Genomic DNA, 14,920 nt, shown 5'->3' with positions numbered 1-14,920 from the left:
GGACAACTGAGCCGGGGCGGGTTCCCACCCGCCCGGCCTCCTCCCCCGCAGCAGACAGGCGGGCACGCAGTACGCACACCAAGGCCCCGCCCGGTCACACCGGGCGGGGCCTCGGCCTTCCCCAGGACACCCGCACCCGCCGGGCTCCCGGGTAAGCCCCTCAACGGCGGCCCCTCAGGTCCGCCACCCGGGCCCGGTCGCCCGGGTCCGCCAGGGCCGCGGCGCGCAGCTGGGCGGCCGCGCCGGTGCGCCGCTGGACCGGCAGCGGGGACTCCCGCCGGGCCGGGCGGCGACCGCCGGGCAGACCCTCGCCGGTGCCCGGCGGGCCGGACTGGAGGCCCGAACCGGCCGCCACGGCGATCTGCACCCCCTGGTCGGCGAGCGCCTGCAGCTCGCTCTGCGCCCGGTCGTCGTGCGGCGGCGGCTCGTCGGTGACGAGCCGGGTGATGAATTCCGTGGGCACCGTCTGGAACATGGTGTCGGTGCCCAGCTTGGTGTGGTCCGCGAGGACCACCACCTCGGCGGCCGCCTGCACCAGGGCCCGGTCCACGCTCGCCGACAGCATGTTGGACGTGGAGAGTCCGCGTTCGGCGGTCAGGCCGCTGCCCGACAGGAAGGCCCGGGAGACCCGCAGCCCCTGGAGGGACTGCTCGGCCCCGCTGCCCACCAGGGCGTAGTTGGACCCGCGCAGGGTCCCGCCCGTCATCACCACTTCCACCCGGTTGGCGTGCGCGAGGGCCTGGGCGACGAGCAGCGAGTTGGTGACCACGGTGAGTCCGGGCACCCGCGCGAGCCGGCGGGCCAGCTCCTGGGTGGTGGTGCCCGCGCCGACGACAACGGCCTCGCCTTCTTCGACGAGGCCGGCCGCGACATCGGCGATGGCGGTCTTCTCCGCCGTCGCGAGATGGGATTTCTGCGGAAAGCCGGACTCCCGCGTGAAACCGCCCGGCAATACCGCACCGCCGTGTCGGCGGTCGAGGAGTCCTTCTGCCTCCAGCGCCCGCACGTCGCGCCGTACGGTCACTTCTGAGGTCTGGACGACGCGGGCGAGCTCCCGGAGCGACACCGCTCCGTTCGCTCGCACCATTTCGAGGATCAATTGGCGACGTTCAGCAGCGAACACGAAACTGACAGTAACCCCAACGACCGTCTGCGTTCAGCTCCTTGCGCCGGATTACAGGAATTGTCCGTACGGCAGGGCCGGTAGTGGTATACGCGCGGACAGCGACGGGCCGCCGGATCCCGGCGGCCCGTCGGCCCGTCTCAATGCCCTTGCCGCCGACGGCGGTTCGGCGCGGCTCAGGCCTCGCCGGTGGCCTTGCGGGTGTGGAGCTGGCGGGCGACCTCCGCGATCGAACCCGACAGCGAGGGGTACACCGTGAACGCGTTTGCGATCTGCTCCACGGTCAGGTTGTTGTCGACCGCGATCGAGATGGGATGGATCAGTTCGCTCGCGCGCGGGGAGACGACCACGCCGCCGACCACGATGCCGGTGCCGGGGCGGCAGAACAGCTTCACGAAGCCGTCCCGGATGCCCTGCATCTTGGCCCGCGGGTTGCGCAGCAGCGGGAGCTTCACGACCCGCGCCTCGATCTTGCCCGCGTCCACGTCGGCCTGGGTGTAGCCGACGGTCGCGATCTCCGGGTCGGTGAAGACGTTCGAGGAGACCGTCTTCAGGTTGAGCGGGGCCACCGCGTCGCCGAGGAAGTGGTACATCGCGATCCGGCCCTGCATGGCGGCCACCGAGGCCAGCGCGAAGACGCCCGTCACGTCACCGGCCGCGTACACGCCCGGGGAGGTGGTGCGGGAGACCTTGTCGGTCCAGATGTGGCCGGACTCCTTGAGCTTGACCCCGGACTCCTCCAGGTTCATGTCCGCGGTGTTCGGGATCGCGCCGACCGCCATCAGGCAGTGCGTACCGGAGATGACCCGGCCGTCGGCGAGGGTCACCTCGACCCGGTCCCCGACCCGCTTGGCGGACTCGGCGCGGGCCCGCGAGATGACGTTCATGCCGCGGCGGCGGAAGACGTCCTCCAGGACGGCGGCCGCGTCCGGGTCCTCGCCGGGCAGCACGCGGTCGCGGGAGGAGACGAGGGTGACGCGGGAGCCGAGGGCCTGGTAGGCGCCGGCGAACTCGGCGCCGGTGACACCGGAGCCGACCACGATGAGCTCCTCGGGGAGCTCCTCCAGGTCGTAGACCTGGGTCCAGTTGAGGATCCGCTCGCCGTCGGGCTGCGCGTCGGGGATCTCGCGGGGGTGGCCACCGGTCGCGATCAGCACGGCGTCGGCGGTCAGGATGGTCTCGGTGCCGTCGGCGGCGGTCACGATGACGTCGCGGGTGCCGTCGATGCCCTGCGGGCCGCCCAGCCGGCCGCGGCCGCGCATCACACGGGCGCCGGCCCGGGTCACGGAGGCGGTGATGTCGTGGGACTGGGCGAGCGCGAGGCGCTTCACACGCCGGTTGACCTTGCCGAGGTCCACGCCGACCACGCGCGCCGACTGCTCCAGCGGCGGGGTGTCGTCGGCCACGATGATGCCGAGCTCCTCGTACGAGGAGTCGAAGTTCGTCATCACCTCGGCCGTCGCGATGAGCGTCTTCGACGGTACGCAGTCGGTCAGCACCGACGCCCCGCCCAGACCGTCGCAGTCGACGACGGTCACCTCCGCGCCGAGCTGGGCACCTACGAGCGCCGCCTCATACCCGCCGGGTCCGCCGCCGATGATCACGATCCGGGTCACGAAAAGTCCGCCTCACGTCTACCCGGCCGGCTGCCGCCCCGGCCGGTGGTCCGGGGGGTGTCCCCGGGGGATGCATTCCGCTCTCATTGTCCCGCACGCGCCAAGGTGCTTCATCCAGGGCGGCCGCGCGCCGGGCCCGCGGCCGGTCCGGAGCCGGGTCCCGGCCGGGAGCCGGGGCCTGGGCCCGCCACGCCCGGCCCTCCCGTACCCTCGATCCCATGTCGCTCTACGCCGCGTACGCCGGCAACCTCGACGCGCGGCTGATGACGCGCCGCGCTCCGCACTCCCCGCTGCGTGGCACGGGCTGGATCAACGACTGGCGGCTCACCTTCGGGGGCGAGCAGATGGGCTGGGAGGGTGCCCTCGCCACGATCGTCGAAGCCCCGCGCTCCCAGGTGTTCGTCGCCCTCTACGACATCGCACCGCTCGACGAGGACTCCATGGACCGGTGGGAGGGCGTCGGGCTCGACATCTACCGCCGGATGCGGCTGCGCGTGCACACCCTGGACGGCGAGGAGGCCGCCTGGGTGTACGTGCTCAACGGCTACGAGGGCGGCCTGCCCTCGGCCCGCTACCTGGGTGAGATCGCCGACGCCGCCGAGTCCGCCGGCGCCCCGCACGACTACGTGATGGAGCTGCGCAAGCGCCCCTGCTGAGGCCGGTCAGCAGGCGGCCCGGGAACCGTCTCCGGACCCCTTGCGGAGCCGTCCCCGAACCCGCCTGCGGACAATTCGTCGGAAACGACAAGGCAACGATCCGAACACCGTGAGCTGTGCCATCTACGCGCGTAGGGATTGAGCGGCTACCCTCGTCCGCGTGAACGCATCTGCTACCGACCCCCATGCCTCCGCCGCTGCCGCAGCGGCACGCCTGCGCGAGCTCACCGGCGCCGAAACCCACGACGTCGCCCTCGTGATGGGCTCCGGCTGGGCGCCCGCCGCCGAGGCCCTCGGCGCCCCCGAGGCCGAGTTCCAGGTGACCGAGCTGCCCGGCTTCCCCCCGGCCGCCGTCGAAGGACACGGCGGCAAGGTCCGCTCGTACAAGATCGGCGACAAGCGCGCACTGGTCTTCCTCGGCCGGACCCACTACTACGAGGGCCGCGGCGTCGCCGCCGTCGCCCACGGCGTCCGCACCGCCGTCGCCGCCGGCTGCAAGACCGTCGTCCTGACCAACGGCTGCGGCGGCCTGCGCGAGGGCATGCGCCCCGGCCAGCCGGTCCTGATCAGCGACCACATCAACCTGACGGCCACCTCGCCCATCATCGGCGCGAACTTCGTGGACCTCACCGACCTGTACTCGCCGCGTCTGCGCGCCCTGTGCAAGGAGATCGACGAGACCCTCGAAGAGGGCGTCTACGTGCAGTTCCCCGGCCCGCACTACGAGACCCCGGCCGAGATCAACATGATCCGCGTCATGGGCGCCGACCTGGTCGGCATGTCCACGGTCCTGGAGGCCATCGCGGCCCGTGAGGCCGGCGCCGAGGTCCTGGGCATCTCCCTCGTCACCAACCTGGCCGCGGGCCTGTCCGGCGAGCCGCTGAACCACGAGGAGGTCCTGCAGGCCGGCCGCGACTCGGCCGCCCGCATGGGCGAGCTGCTGACCCGGGTCCTCGACCGGATCTGAGCCGGACCACCCGTACGGAAAGGGAACCAGTGCAGGACGATCTGATCGCACGCGCCCGGGCCTGGCAGGCGGAGGACCCGGACCCGGAGACCGCCGCCGAGCTCGGCCGGCTGATCGACGCCGCGGACACCCCCGCGGGCGCCGCCGAACTCGCGGACCGGTTCGCCGGCACCCTCCAGTTCGGCACCGCGGGCCTCCGCGGCGAGCTGGGCGCGGGCCCGATGAGGATGAACCGCTCGGTGGTCATCCGGGCCGCCGCCGGCCTCGCGGCCTACCTGAAGGCCCAGGGCCACGACGGCGGGCTCGTCGTGGTCGGCTACGACGCGCGGTACAAGTCCGCGGACTTCGCCCGCGACACGGCCGCCGTGATGACGGGCGCCGGGCTGCGCGCCGCCGTCCTGCCCCGACCGCTGCCCACGCCGGTCCTCGCGTACGCGATAAGGCACCTGGGTGCCGTCGCCGGCGTCGAGGTCACCGCCAGCCACAACCCGCCCCGGGACAACGGCTACAAGGTGTACCTGGGCGACGGCTCGCAGATCGTCTCGCCCGCGGACGCGGAGATCGCCGCCGAGATCGCGGCGGTGGGCCCGCTCGCGGACGTCCCGCGCCCCGGCGACGGCTGGCAGCAGCTCGGCGACGAGGTCCTGGAGGCCTACCTGGCGCGGACGGACGCCGTCCTGACGCCGGGTTCGGCGCGCGGCGTGCGGACCGTGTACACGGCCATGCACGGCGTCGGCAAGGACGTGGTGCTGGCCGCGTTCGCCCGCGCCGGCTTCCCGGAGCCGGTGCTGGTGGCCGAGCAGGCCGAGCCCGACCCGGCGTTCCCCACGGTGGCGTTCCCCAACCCGGAGGAGCCGGGGGCCATGGACCTGGCCTTCGCGAAGGCCGCCGAGACCGGCCCGGACATCGTGATCGCGAACGACCCGGACGCCGACCGCTGCGCGGTGGCCGTTCCCACCGACTCCGTCGACGGCAGTGCCGCGGGCGGCTGGCGGATGCTGCGCGGTGACGAGGTGGGCGCCCTGCTGGCCGCGCACCTGGTGCACAAGGGCGCGTCGGGCGTGTTCGCGGAGTCGATCGTGTCCTCGTCGCTGCTGGGACGGATCGCCGAGGCGGCGGGCGTCGGCTACGCGGAGACGCTGACCGGCTTCAAGTGGATCTCCCGCGTGGAGGGCCTGCGGTACGGCTACGAGGAGGCGCTGGGCTACTGCGTCGACCCCGAGGGAGTCCGCGACAAGGACGGCATCACGGCCGCCCTGCTGGTGGCCGAGCTGGCCTCCGAGCTCAAGGAGCAGGGCCGGACGCTGACCGACCTGCTGGACGACCTGGCGATGGCCCACGGCCTGCACGCCACCGACCAGCTGTCGGTGCGGGTGCAGGACCTGTCGGTGATCGCCGACGCGATGCAGGCGCTGCGCGAGCGGCCGCCGGCCTCGCTGGCGGGGCTGCGGGTGGTGTCGGCCGAGGACCTGTCGCTGGGTTCCGCGGCGCTGCCGCCCACCGACGGGCTGCGCTACCACCTGGAGGGCGAGTACAAGGCCCGGGTGATCGTCCGCCCGAGCGGCACCGAGCCCAAGCTCAAGTGCTACCTGGAGGTCGTGGTCCCGGTCGCCGAGGCCTCCGGGCTGGCGTCGGCCCGCACCCGCGGCCAGGAGGTCCTGGACGCGGTCAAGAAGGACCTGGCGGCCGCGGCGGGCATCTGACCCGCCGCGCAGCGCACCCGAAAGCCCCCGGAGCACCGTCCCGGGGGCCTTCGGACGTCTCCGGCCCCGACCGGCCGGCCGGCCCCGGGCGTCAGTTCGCGGCGTAGACGCGGGCGGCGAACTCCGCCATCGCCTCGTCGCTGAGGTTCTTCGCCAGGTTCGCCTCCGTGATCATGCCGACCAGGCGGTGGCCGTTGACCACGTCGATGACCGGCAGCCGCTTGATCTGGTGGACCTCCATGGTGTCCACGGCCTCGTTGGCGTCGGCCTCCGCGTCCACCCAGTGCAGGACACCCGCCATCGAGCCGGCCGTCACGTCCGCCGGGTTCATGCCCTCGGCGCAGCACTTCACCACGATGTCGCGGTCGGTGATCATGCCCTTGAGGCGTTCGTCCGACCCGCAGATGGGCAGGGCGCCCACGCCCAGGTCACGCATCATCCGCGCGGCGTCCAGCAGGCTCTGCTCCTCGCGCACGCACTGAACCCCGGCGGTCATCATGTCCCGGGCCCGCAGTCTCTTGTCCATGGCGTCTCCTCCGCTCCGTTCCCGTGCCGTGCTGTGGGGGTTGCCCCTACAGAGCACAGCACGGGACGGGCCGCGGCGCGCGCCGGGAGCGCTCCGGGGCCGTGCCCGCCCGGTCAGGCCGCCGGCGGCTCGGGCTTGAGGATCGCGAAGGGCGCGCCCGCGGGGTCCAGCAGCCAGGCCATCCGCCCGACGCCCTCCATGGTCGCGGCGGGCATCAGCACCGAGCCGCCGGCGCCCTCGGTCCGGGCGACGGTCTCGTCCGCGTCGGCGACGGCGAAGTACGGGATCCAGCGGTGCGGCGCGTTGTCGCCGCCGATGTCGTCGGGGGCCACGCCGCCGAAGGAGGCGTCCTCCTGGTCTCCGTCGGCCGTGGACAGCACCCGGTACGTCATCCCGCCGGGCACGTCCATGTCGGCGTGCCGCCACCCGAACAGGCTCCGGTAGAAGGCGGTGGAGGCCTCCGGGTCGGAGGCCATCAGCTCCACCCAGACCAGCGTGTCGTCCTCGGAGGTGCGTTCCAGGCCGGCGGTCTTCCCGGCCTGCCAGACGGCGAAGTCGGCGCCGTCCGGGTCGGTGTACTGGGCGAACCAGCCCTCCCCCATGACGTCCATGGGCTCGACCCGCACCCGGCCGCCGCCGTCGCGCACCGCCTGCGTGGTGGCCTGGACGTCGGGGCTGCCGAAGTAGACGGTCCAGGCGGGCTTGGCGCCCTCCTCGGTCAGCGGGCCGACGGCCGCGACGGTCCGGCCGCCCTTGCGGAAGAACCGGTAGTCGCCGCCCTCGGGACCGGAGCTGACGGCCTCCCAGCCGAACACGGCCCGGTAGAAGGCGGCGGAGGCGTCGACGTCCGGGCTGCCGAGGTCGAGCCAGGCCGGCGAACCGGTGGTGAAGTCGGTGCTGAGCATGGGCGGGGTCCCTTGTCTGTGCGCGGGAAGACACGGTCCAGCCCACCTTGGCGGAGCGCCCCCGCCGCCGCCCGGCGCCGCGCCGTCAGGGGCGCCGGGAGGCGCCCGGCGACGGCGTGGGGCGGACGATCTCGCCCAGTGTGGGCACCGCCTCGGGGCGGGCCCGTACCGCCGCCGTGCACTCCCAGGCGCGCGGCGGGTCGGCGTCGGGGCCGCCCAGCACGACCGGGCCGGGGCCGCCGGTCAGCGGGGTGCCGGCCAGCGTGCACACGATCTGCGCGAGCGCCAGCGGCGGCAGGTCTTCCGGCTTGCGGCTCAGCCGCAAGGTGCCGGCCGGGTCGCCGGCCCGCGGGGCCGTCACCGACAGCCCGTCCGGCACGCCGGTGGTGAACCCGGCGTCCCGCTCCGCGGCCGACAGCGGCCGCTCCAGCTCGGCGAGCAGGGCCTGCGCGACCGGCACGCGGGTGGCGCGTACCGGCCGCTTCTCGGAGAGGTGGACGACCCGCTCGATGCCGACGAGCTGCGAACCGCAGACCATCTCGACCGTGGCCCGCAACCCGTCGGCGGCACCCGACGTGTTGCGGGCGGGCTTGTCGCAGGAGACCCGCGAGGGCGCCGCGCCCACGTCGACGGGGACCGTGGTGGCCCGGATGCCGCAGCCGCCGGCCAGCGCCGCGGGCAGCAGGAGCAGTGCGGCCGCCCACCATGTTCTCTTCACGCCCCCGCCTCCGCTGCGGTGAGGTCCGCCGGCAGCCGCAGGGTGAACAGCGCCCCGCCCTCGGGGGAGTTCTCGGCGGTGATGTCGCCGCCGTGGATGTGCGCGTTCTCCATCGCGATGGACAGGCCCAGACCGCTGCCGTCCGATTTCGGCCGCGAGGCGCTGGCCTTGTAGAACCGGTCGAAGACGTGCGGGAGCACGTCCTCGGGGATGCCCGGCCCGTTGTCCTTGACCGCGATCACCAGCGTCGATTCCTCCGTGCGCACCGACACCCGTACCGGCGAGCCGCCGTGCTTGAGGGCGTTGCCGATCAGGTTGGCGAGGATCACGTCGAGCCGGCGCGGGTCCAGCCGCGCCACGATCCCGCGCTCCGCGTCGAGTTCGACGGCGTCCAGCCAGGCGCGCGCGTCGATGCAGGCGGTGACCTGGTCGGCGACGTCCACGTCGTCCAGGACCAGCCGGGCCGTGCCGGCGTCGAACCGGGTGACCTCCATCAGGTTCTCCACCAGGTTGTTCAGCCGGCGGGTCTCGCTGACGACCAGTTCCACCGCGGGGGCGATCATCGGGTCGAGCCCGTCGATCTCCTCCTCCAGCACCTCGGTGACCGCCGTGAGGGCGGTCAGCGGGGTCCGCAGCTCGTGCGACATGTCGGCGACGAACCGGCGGCTGGACTCCTCGCGGGCGCTCATGTCCGCGACCTTCTTCTCCAGCGCGGCCGCCGCCAGGTTGAACGTGTGCGACAGGTCGGCGAGTTCGTCGTTCCCGGACACGTCGAGCCGGGTGTCGAGCTCGCCCTCGCCGAGCCGCCGGGCCGCGTCCCCGAGCCGCTGCACGGGCTTGAGGACGGTGGTGGCGGCGGCCTGCGCGAGCAGCGCCGAGCCGAGCAGCGCCAGCGCGGTGGCGATGCACAGCGACCAGGCCAGCGCGTTGAGGTCCGCCCGCTCGGTGGCGAGGGACTTGTACATGTAGCCGGTGGGCCCGCCGCCGACGATCCGGGTGCCGCCGACCAGGTACGGGTTGCCGTTCGGCTTGGTCCGCTGCCAGTACATGTGGAACGGGGCGTCGTTGGCGGCGGTGACCTTCTGCTGCTCGGCGACCGCGTCCTGGAGGGACTTGGGCACGTCGGACAGCCTGAAGGAGTCCGGGCCGGCCGATCCGAAGACCTTGCGGCCGTCCTTCTTCTCCTCGACGAGGAGCACGCTGTAGCCGGGGCTGGAGCCGGCCATCAGCTCGGCGGTGCGCTGGAGTTCCTCCGGCGTCGGGTCGGCCGGCAGGGCGGCGGCCCGGTTCTGCATCTCCTGCCGGAAGTCCCCGAGCGCCGCGTCCTGCGTACGGCTGAGCACGGCCTCCCGGTTGAGCCAGTACGCGATTCCCGACGCGGACACCGCGGCGGTCAGCGCGACCAGCCCGAACACGACTATGAGCCGCAGCCGGAGACTGGTCCAGCGGCGGCCCGCGAGAACGGCCCGCTTCACTGCGGGGAGTCCAGGCGGTAGCCGACACCGCGCACGGTGCGGATCAGCGTCGGCGAGGACGGCACGTCCTCGACCTTCGCCCGCAGCCGCTGGACACAGGCGTCCACCAGCCGGGAGTCGCCGAGGTAGTCGTGCTCCCAGACCAGCCGCAGCAGCTGCTGGCGCGACAGGGCCTGGCCGGGGCGGCGGCTGAGTTCCAGCAGCAGCCGCAGCTCGGTCGGGGTGAGCTGGAGGTCCTCGCCGTTCTTGGTGACCGTCATCGCGGAACGGTCGATCACCAGGGAACCGAAGGTGGCGGAGTCGCTCGACTCGCGCTCGCCGCGGCGCAGCACGGCGCGGATCCGGGCGTCCAGCACCCGGCCCTGCACGGGCTTGACCACATAGTCGTCGGCGCCGGACTCCAGTCCGACCACCACGTCGATGTCGTCGCTGCGCGCGGTCAGCAGGATGATCGGCAGCTGGTCGGTGCGGCGGATGCGGCGGCACACCTCGAAGCCGTCGATCCCGGGCAGCATCACGTCCAGCACGATCAGGTCCGGCCGCTGCTCCTTGAGCAGCTTCAGCCCGTCCTCTCCGGTCGCCGCGGTGGCCACACGGTGGCCCTGACGGGACAGGGAGAGTTCGAGCGCCGTGCGGATGGCGTCGTCGTCCTCGATCAGCAACAGGAAAGGCACGCCGACATTCTGTCCCATGCCCGCGGGTGCCGGAGCGGGGGCGGTCGCCACCGTTCGCTGTGACAGTGCTGTGACAGTCGGCGGACACCCCGGTTAAGTCCCGCGGGCAGTCTTTTCCCATCGGCAACAGCCGGTTCCACGGCAGACCACGACGGGGGCGCGAGATGAACACGCTGCACAGCACCAGCACCAGCGCCGTTGTCACGCGGCTGCACGATGTGAACCGCCGGGCGGGTGTCCGCGTCGCACCGGTCACCCGCACCCGGCCGACCCACAAGGTGGCGATCGACGCCACCGCGTACACCGTGCCCGCGCAGCGCACCCCGTCGGCTGCCTCGGAGGCCGAGTTCACCGCCTACGTGCAGGAGCGTCGGGCGGCGCTCTTCGCGACGGCCTACCACCTGACCGGCGACCGGTACGAGGCCGAGGACCTGCTGCAGAGCGCGCTGTTCTCGACGTACCGGGCCTGGGACCGGATCAGCGACAAGGCGGCGGTCGGCGGCTACCTGCGCCGGACGATGACGAACCTGCACATCAGTGCGTGGCGCCGGCGGAAGCTGAACGAGTACCCGACCGAGGAGCTGCCGGAGACGGCGGGCGAGACGGACGCGATGAAGGGCACCGAGCTGCGCACGGTGCTGTGGCAGGCGCTGTCGAAGCTGCCGGAGCCGCAGCGCACGATGCTGGTGCTGCGCTACTACGAGGGCCGTACGGACCCGGAGATCGCCGAGATCCTGGACATCAGCGTCGGCACGGTGAAGTCGAGCATCTGGCGCTCGCTGCGCCGGCTGCGCGACGACGAGTCGCTGAGCTTCGGCGAGACCGAGGCGGACTCGTTCGGGGAGCTGGTCGCCTAGGGGCGGCGGAGAACCACAAGGCCCGAAGGGGACCGTCTCGCGGGGGTGGGACGGAGGGCCATGGGGGATGAGAGCGGGATCAGACGGTCGGGGGTCCGTCTGGTCCCGCTCTCGCGTGTTCCGGGGGCGGTGTGACCGCGGTCCGGGCGCTCGGGCCCGGACCGCGGTCACACCGCGGCGTTCTCGCGGGGGACGGCCGCCCGGTGCCGGCCGGCGGCCGCGGCGGCGAGCCGGCCCAGTGCCTCGTCGCGGGCGCAGGCGTGGGCGCCGAGCGCGACGTGCCGGGCGACGATGCCGCGCTCGGCGCGCATCAGCCGCCAGCCGCGGCGCACCAGGAACAGCACCGACTTGCGGCCCTCGCGCAGGTCGCGCAGGAGGCGGCGGCGGAACGTGGTGCCCGGGCTGCCGCGCAGGCAGATGGCGTCGGCGAGCAGGCCGAGTTCCTGGCAGCGGGCGGCGATGTCGGCGGCGAAGATGCCCTCGGCGATGAACAGCGGGGTGCGGCCGATGTCGAGGGTCTCGGCTCCGGTGCGGGAGCTGGTCGAGATGTCGTAGACGGGCACCTCGGTGCGGCCGGTCCGGCACAGCGCGGCGACGGCGGCGACGGCCGTGTCGGCGTCCCAGGAGCGGGGCGAGTCCCAGTCGATGTCGGAGCTGCCTTCGACCGTGGGGAGGGTGGGGTCGTCGCCCTCCTTGTAGAAATCGTCGAGTCGCAGCACGGGCAGGCCGCTGCGGGCGGCCAGCGAGGACTTTCCGGACCCTGACGGACCGGTCAGCAGGACGACGCGCGTCGGAAGGGGAGATGAACAGCTCACGGAACACCAGTGTGCGGCATTACCCCGCGTAGGGGACCCATCGGGAGGCGGGTTGGTATTCAGCATCACATCTCAACTACGCTGCGTGCGCAATCGGTTACCGACACAGGCGGGAATCCATGGCACGTCACTCTGTCCCCGGCAGCACCCGGCGCACCCTGCGGAACGCAGGCCTGACCGTTTCCCTGGCGGGTGCGGCCCTTGCGGCCGCGGCGTCCGGTGCGCAGGCAGGGGAGATCTCCGTTCCGCACGCACTGGCCGGCGCGCTGGGCCCGGTGCAGAACCTCCAGGTGGACCCGCTGGCCAACACGGGCGTGGACCCGCTGGACAACGGGATCGCGACGAAGGTCTCGGACTTCCCGGCGGTGGGCACGACGACCGTCACGGACACCGTCACCAAGGGCGCCAAGGTCGGCGAACTGCCGGGGGTGGCCCTGCTGGCCCCGCTGCTCCCGGGCTGAGCCGCCGGGCGGACCGGAAGCCCGCATGCGCAGGACCCCCGGCCGGGTGCGACACGGCCGGGGGTCCTGCGTGCGTGCGTACGGGCTAGTACGAGGAGCCCGAGGCGCCCAGCGAGCCCGTGGGGTGCCAGACGGTCTTGGTCTCCAGGAAGGCGGTCATGCGGTGCGTGCCGGGGTCGGCACTCCAGTCGTCCACAGGCTGTGGACGCAGGACGCGCTTGAGGTTGTCGGCCGCGGCGATCTCCAGCTCCTTGGCGAGGGCCGCACCGGCGCCCGCCAGGTCGATCGCGTTGACGTCCTGGTGCGCGGCCAGGTGCGGGCCCATCTCGGCGGCCTTGCCGGACAGGATGTTGACCACGCCGCCGGGCAGGTCGGAGGTGGCGAGCACCTCGCCCAGTGAGAGGGCCGGCAGCGGGGCCTTCTCGCTGGCGATGACGACGGCGGTGTTGCCCGTCGCGATCACCGGGGCGATCACCGAGACCAGGCCGAGGAACGAGGAGTCCTGCGGGGCGACGACGGTCACCACACCGGTCGGCTCGGGGGTGGAGAGGTTGAAGAACGGGCCCGCGACCGGGTTGGCCCCGCCCACGACCTGGCCGATCTTGTCGGTCCAGCCCGCGTACCAGACCCAGCGGTCGATGGCCGCGTCCACGACCGCGCCGGCCTTGGACTTGGACAGGCCCTCGGCCTCGCCGACCTCGCGGACGAACTGGTCACGGCGGCCCTCCAGCATCTCGGCGATGCGGTAGAGGATCTGGCCGCGGTTGTACGCGGTCGCGCCCGACCAGCCGCCGAAGGCCTTGCGGGCGGCGACGACCGCGTCACGGGCGTCCTTGCGGGAGGAGAGGGGGGCGTTGGCCAGCCACTTGCCCTTCGTGTCGCTCACCTCGTACACCCGGCCGCTCTCGGAGCGGGGGAACTTGCCCCCGACGTACAGCTTATAGGTCTTGAAGACGTTCAGACGGGACGCAGAAGACTCAGACATCGAGGTAGCCCTCCAGGCCGTGGCGGCCGCCCTCGCGGCCGAAGCCCGACTCCTTGTAGCCGCCGAAGGGCGAGGTCGGGTCGAACTTGTTGAACGTGTTGGCCCAGACGACACCCGCGCGGAGCTTGCCCGCGACCGCGAGGATGCGGGAGCCCTTCTCCGTCCAGATGCCGGCGGACAGGCCGTACTGGCTGTTGTTGGCCTTGGCCACGGCCTCGTCCGGGGTGCGGAACGTCAGCACGGACAGCACCGGGCCGAAGATCTCGTCACGGGCGACGGTGTGGGCCTGGGTGACGTTCGTGAAGAGCGTCGGGGCGAACCAGTAGCCCGCGGACGGCAGCTCGCACGCCGGGGACCAGCGCTCTGCGCCCTCGGCCTCGCCGGTCTCCGCGAGCGCGGTGATCCGGGCCAGCTGCTCGGCGGAGTTGATCGCGCCGATGTCGGTGTTCTTGTCGAGCGGGTCGCCCAGCCGCAGGGTGGACAGGCGGCGCTTGAGGGAGTCGAGCAGCTCGTCGTGGATCGACTCCTGGACCAGCAGGCGGGAGCCCGCGCAGCAGACCTGGCCCTGGTTGAAGAAGATGCCGTTGACGATGCCCTCGACGGCCTGGTCGACGGGCGCGTCGTCGAAGACGATGTTGGCGCCCTTGCCGCCCAGCTCCAGGGTGACCTTCTTGTCGGTGCCGGCGACCTGGCGGGCGATGGCCTTGCCGACCGCGGTGGAGCCGGTGAAGGCGACCTTGTTGACGTCGGGGTGGGAGACCAGCTCGGCGCCCGCGTCCCCGTAGCCGGGGAGGATGTTGACGACGCCCTTGGGGAGACCGGCCTGGCGGCAGATGTCCGCGAAGAACAGCGCCGAGAGCGGGGTGGTCTCGGCGGGCTTCAGCACGACCGTGTTGCCGGTGGCGAGCGCCGGGGCGATCTTCCAGGCCAGCATCAGCAGCGGGAAGTTCCACGGGATGACCTGGCCGGCCACACCGAGGGGGCGCGGGTTCGCGCCGTAGCCCGCGTGGTCGAGCTTGTCGGCCCAGCCCGCGTAGTAGAAGAAGTGCGCGGCGACCAGCGGGAGGTCCGCGTCGCGGGTCTCCTTGATCGGCTTGCCGTTGTCCAGCGTCTCCAGGACGGCCAGCTCGCGGCTGCGCTCCTGGATGATCCGGGCGATGCGGAAGAGGTACTTGGCGCGCTCGGAGCCGGGCAGCGCGGACCACTTCTCGAAGGCGCGGCGGGCGGCCTGGACGGCCCGGTCGACGTCGGCGGCGCCCGCGCGGGCGACCTCCGCGAGGACTTCCTCGCTGCTGGGGCTGACGGTCTTGAAGACCTTGCCGTCGGCGGCGTCGGTGAACTCACCGTCGATGAACAGGCCGTACGAGGGCGCGATGTCGACGACGGAGCGCGACTCGGGGGCCGGTGCGTACTCGAAGAGGGATGTCTTGTTTTCCATG

General features: G+C 72.8%; 15 protein-coding genes. 5 read left to right on the top strand and 10 right to left on the bottom strand.

Annotated elements, in window-relative coordinates; translation table 11 throughout:
• Positions 1 to 160: 160 nt before the first annotated feature.
• Both LG634_RS28055 and LG634_RS28050 read right to left on the bottom strand, forming a co-directional pair.
• A complete protein-coding gene (locus tag LG634_RS28055; protein ID WP_226737611.1) occupies positions 161 to 1,123 on the bottom strand; it encodes a DeoR/GlpR family DNA-binding transcription regulator in 963 nt (320 codons plus the stop codon).
• A gap of 176 nt (positions 1,124 to 1,299) precedes the next feature.
• Complete coding sequence (locus LG634_RS28050) at positions 1,300 to 2,739, bottom strand: NAD(P)H-quinone dehydrogenase (protein WP_226737609.1); 1,440 nt, start codon at positions 2,737 to 2,739, stop codon at positions 1,300 to 1,302.
• 218 nt (positions 2,740 to 2,957) lie between these two features.
• Here LG634_RS28050 and LG634_RS28045 point away from each other — a divergent pair, with 218 nt between their 5' ends.
• The 3 genes from LG634_RS28045 (at position 2,958) to LG634_RS28035 (ending at position 6,065) form a co-directional block, all read left to right on the top strand.
• The gene (locus tag LG634_RS28045) at positions 2,958 to 3,395 is read left to right on the top strand and encodes a gamma-glutamylcyclotransferase family protein (protein ID WP_226737607.1); all 438 of its coding nucleotides are present in this window, start codon (positions 2,958 to 2,960) and stop codon (positions 3,393 to 3,395) included.
• 160 nt (positions 3,396 to 3,555) lie between these two features.
• Complete coding sequence (locus LG634_RS28040; RefSeq protein WP_226737606.1) at positions 3,556 to 4,362, top strand: purine-nucleoside phosphorylase; 807 nt, start codon at positions 3,556 to 3,558, stop codon at positions 4,360 to 4,362.
• Between the two features lie 29 nt (positions 4,363 to 4,391).
• Positions 4,392 to 6,065 carry a phospho-sugar mutase gene (locus LG634_RS28035; RefSeq protein ID WP_226737604.1) on the top strand — a complete coding sequence of 558 codons (1,674 nt, stop codon included), beginning with the start codon at positions 4,392 to 4,394 and terminating at the stop codon, positions 6,063 to 6,065.
• A 91-nt stretch (positions 6,066 to 6,156) separates the two neighbouring features.
• Here LG634_RS28035 and LG634_RS28030 read toward each other — a convergent pair whose 3' ends face one another.
• From LG634_RS28030 to afsQ1, 5 genes are all read right to left on the bottom strand, one after another.
• Positions 6,157 to 6,591 carry a CBS domain-containing protein gene (locus tag LG634_RS28030; RefSeq protein ID WP_226737602.1) on the bottom strand — a complete coding sequence of 145 codons (435 nt, stop codon included), beginning with the start codon at positions 6,589 to 6,591 and terminating at the stop codon, positions 6,157 to 6,159.
• Between the two features lie 113 nt (positions 6,592 to 6,704).
• Positions 6,705 to 7,496, bottom strand: a complete 792-nt coding sequence (locus LG634_RS28025) for a VOC family protein (protein WP_226737600.1) — start codon at positions 7,494 to 7,496, stop codon at positions 6,705 to 6,707.
• Between the two features lie 85 nt (positions 7,497 to 7,581).
• Positions 7,582 to 8,214, bottom strand: a complete 633-nt coding sequence (locus LG634_RS28020; RefSeq protein ID WP_226737598.1) for a hypothetical protein — start codon at positions 8,212 to 8,214, stop codon at positions 7,582 to 7,584.
• A complete protein-coding gene (locus tag LG634_RS28015) occupies positions 8,211 to 9,788 on the bottom strand; it encodes a sensor histidine kinase (protein WP_372482504.1) in 1,578 nt (525 codons plus the stop codon). The genes LG634_RS28020 and LG634_RS28015 overlap by 4 nt, the downstream gene beginning before the upstream one ends.
• Positions 9,686 to 10,363, bottom strand: a complete 678-nt coding sequence (gene afsQ1, locus LG634_RS28010; RefSeq protein ID WP_226737594.1) for a two-component system response regulator AfsQ1 — start codon at positions 10,361 to 10,363, stop codon at positions 9,686 to 9,688. Before afsQ1 ends, LG634_RS28015 begins: the two co-directional genes overlap by 103 nt.
• 164 nt (positions 10,364 to 10,527) lie before the next feature.
• Between afsQ1 and LG634_RS28005 the strand changes: the two genes are divergently transcribed.
• Positions 10,528 to 11,220 carry a SigE family RNA polymerase sigma factor gene (locus tag LG634_RS28005; protein ID WP_226737592.1) on the top strand — a complete coding sequence of 231 codons (693 nt, stop codon included), beginning with the start codon at positions 10,528 to 10,530 and terminating at the stop codon, positions 11,218 to 11,220.
• Positions 11,221 to 11,387: 167 nt separating this feature from the next.
• Here LG634_RS28005 and LG634_RS28000 read toward each other — a convergent pair whose 3' ends face one another.
• Positions 11,388 to 12,101, bottom strand: a complete 714-nt coding sequence (locus LG634_RS28000) for a uridine kinase (RefSeq protein WP_226737590.1) — start codon at positions 12,099 to 12,101, stop codon at positions 11,388 to 11,390.
• 53 nt (positions 12,102 to 12,154) lie between these two features.
• On the opposite strand from LG634_RS28000, the gene LG634_RS27995 reads away from it, so the two are divergent.
• The gene (locus tag LG634_RS27995) at positions 12,155 to 12,496 is read left to right on the top strand and encodes a hypothetical protein (protein ID WP_226737588.1); all 342 of its coding nucleotides are present in this window, start codon (positions 12,155 to 12,157) and stop codon (positions 12,494 to 12,496) included.
• Positions 12,497 to 12,581: 85 nt separating this feature from the next.
• On the opposite strand, the gene LG634_RS27990 is transcribed toward LG634_RS27995, so the two are convergent.
• A complete protein-coding gene (locus LG634_RS27990; protein ID WP_226737586.1) occupies positions 12,582 to 13,481 on the bottom strand; it encodes an aldehyde dehydrogenase family protein in 900 nt (299 codons plus the stop codon).
• Complete coding sequence (locus LG634_RS27985; RefSeq protein WP_226737584.1) at positions 13,474 to 14,919, bottom strand: aldehyde dehydrogenase family protein; 1,446 nt, start codon at positions 14,917 to 14,919, stop codon at positions 13,474 to 13,476. The genes LG634_RS27990 and LG634_RS27985 overlap by 8 nt, the downstream gene beginning before the upstream one ends.
• Between the last annotated feature and the right edge of the window lies 1 nt (position 14,920).

This window comes from Streptomyces bambusae, from assembly GCF_020532645.1.
GTDB lineage: Bacteria > Actinomycetota > Actinomycetes > Streptomycetales > Streptomycetaceae > Streptomyces > Streptomyces bambusae.
The sequence above is the reverse complement of the archived record's forward strand: the minus strand, read 5'-3'. Positions and strand labels throughout refer to the sequence as shown.

Bases quoted from the DNA above. Each gene is read 5' to 3' on its own strand.
- LG634_RS27990 (WP_226737586.1), bottom strand. From the start codon at position 13,481: ATGTCTGAGTCTTCTGCGTCCCGTCTGAACGTCTTCAAGACCTATAAG.
- LG634_RS28005 (WP_226737592.1), top strand. From the start codon at position 10,528: ATGAACACGCTGCACAGCACCAGCACCAGCGCCGTTGTCACGCGGCTG.
- LG634_RS27995 (WP_226737588.1), top strand. From the start codon at position 12,155: ATGGCACGTCACTCTGTCCCCGGCAGCACCCGGCGCACCCTGCGGAAC.
- LG634_RS28025 (WP_226737600.1), bottom strand. From the start codon at position 7,496: ATGCTCAGCACCGACTTCACCACCGGTTCGCCGGCCTGGCTCGACCTC.
- LG634_RS27985 (WP_226737584.1), bottom strand. From the start codon at position 14,919: ATGGAAAACAAGACATCCCTCTTCGAGTACGCACCGGCCCCCGAGTCG.
- LG634_RS28045 (WP_226737607.1), top strand. From the start codon at position 2,958: ATGTCGCTCTACGCCGCGTACGCCGGCAACCTCGACGCGCGGCTGATG.
- LG634_RS28000 (WP_226737590.1), bottom strand. From the start codon at position 12,101: ATGCTGAATACCAACCCGCCTCCCGATGGGTCCCCTACGCGGGGTAAT.
- LG634_RS28030 (WP_226737602.1), bottom strand. From the start codon at position 6,591: ATGGACAAGAGACTGCGGGCCCGGGACATGATGACCGCCGGGGTTCAG.